Source organism: Mesorhizobium sp. M8A.F.Ca.ET.021.01.1.1, assembly GCF_003998025.1.
GTDB lineage: Bacteria > Pseudomonadota > Alphaproteobacteria > Rhizobiales > Rhizobiaceae > Mesorhizobium.
On sequence record NZ_RZSJ01000941.1, the window covers coordinates 1 to 1,303 of the forward strand.

The 1,303-nt window shown below is 64.1% G+C and carries 1 protein-coding gene and 1 pseudogene; both read right to left on the reverse strand.

The window, feature by feature from the left end; genetic code table 11:
• On the reverse strand, positions 1–1,036 hold a 1,036-nt coding region (locus EOA36_RS35650), incomplete at its 3' end, for a sugar ABC transporter ATP-binding protein (RefSeq protein WP_145969523.1).
• A 78-nt stretch (positions 1,037–1,114) separates the two neighbouring features.
• A pseudogene (locus EOA36_RS35655) lies at positions 1,115–1,303 on the reverse strand (ribose ABC transporter substrate-binding protein); the annotation flags it as partial.

A 1,303-nucleotide genomic window follows, 5' to 3' on the forward strand; every position in this document is an offset into this window, starting at 1 on the left:
TGCGGTCTTCAGGGATGAGCGCCATGCCGATGCCATCCTCGCGGGCCGCCGCCGGGCTGGTAATCGTCACCGGCTTGCCGTCGATCAGCACCTCGCCGGAGAGGCCACGCAGCACACCGAAGAAAGCAAGCAGCAGTTCGCGCTGGCCCTGGCCGTCGAGCCCCCCGAGGCCGACGACCTCTCCTGCCCTGACGGTCAGCGAGATGTTGTCCAACCGGTCGGCCCACGACAATTTGCGCGCCTCGAGCCTGGGGGCGGCGTTGGCCGCTGCCGCTGGCGGCTTGGGCGGAAAAATATGGCTGTACTCGCGGCCGATCATCAGTTCGACCACCTCGTTGTCGCTCTTCGAGCCGGCCTTGTAGCTGGCGACGTTGCGTCCATTGCGGAACACCGTGCAATGATCGGCGAGTTCGGCGATTTCGTTCATGCGGTGGGAGATGTAGAGCAGCGCCAGCCCTTCCGAGCGCAGCCGCTTCAGCACAGCGAAAATCTTTGAGACGTCCGCAGCCGTCAGCGCCGATGTCGCCTCGTCGAGGATGAGGATACGTGGCTTGCGCGCCAGGGCCTTGGCGATCTCCACCATCTGCCGCCGCGACAGCGGCAGGTCCTTGACCAGCGCCAGCGGATGGATATCGGCGGCGCCCGCCCGCGCCAGCGCGTCCTCGGCGATGCGGCGCTGTGCCTTGCGGTCGATCATGCCGAAGCGTTTGGGTGGATCCGAAATGACGATGTTGTCGGCAACGCTGAGCTCGGGGATCAGCGACAATTCCTGGAAGATGCAGACGATGCCGGCCTTGTTCGCCGCACCGGGCGAAGCGAAGGTCACTTCGCGCCCATCCAGCATCATGCGGCCTTCATCAGGCGCCACGACACCCGCCATGACCTTGATCAGCGTCGACTTGCCGGCCCCGTTTTCACCGAGGATGGCATGGATGCTGCCGGCCTCGACCGTCAGCTCGGCCTTTTCCAGCGCCCGCACGCCGCCATAGCGCTTGGAAATGCCTTCCATGCGAAAGAGTGGAGCCGCACCGTCCATCAACCCTCCCAGGGGCAATCATGGGATTTCAGGGCTGGCGCCGCGGGTTGACCCGCGGCGCCGGCGATAGCAGTGAGCCTACTGGTTTTCCTTGGTCTGCCCCATGATTTCCTGGGCGCTGAAATTGATGCCGCAGGTTGGGAAGGAGTTGCCGACGAAGAAATTGTCGGACTGGTCGGGGAAGAAATCCTGGCCAGCCTTGAAGTTCGGATCCTCCACAATAGCCAGCGGCAGCTTCACCGATTGCGGCACGACATTGCCTTCGAG